At 41.5% G+C, this 207-nt stretch carries 1 protein-coding gene; it reads right to left on the reverse strand.

The features are described 5' to 3' along the window. On the reverse strand, nucleotides 1-207 hold a 207-nt coding region (locus tag CWC11_RS21980; protein ID WP_138684261.1), incomplete at both ends, for a hypothetical protein.

Below are 207 nucleotides of genomic sequence, written 5' to 3' on the forward strand. Positions count from 1 at the left end.
CCGACTTTTGCAGTCACTTTACCACTGTCACTAATACTTAATTGCCCTGTGTAACGCAGCGCTTTACCTTCATCAGATGCTTGTTGGTATTTCGCAGCATAAAATGTGTCTAATTCATCACGTTTCGCTAAAAAATCACCCCAACTACCTTCCGCTAAATGCACTGGCATTAAAGGCTCTAATGCAATGTCATCAACATCCAGTTCT

It is taken from the genome of Pseudoalteromonas sp. S3178 (assembly GCF_005886985.1).
GTDB lineage: Bacteria > Pseudomonadota > Gammaproteobacteria > Enterobacterales > Alteromonadaceae > Pseudoalteromonas > Pseudoalteromonas carrageenovora.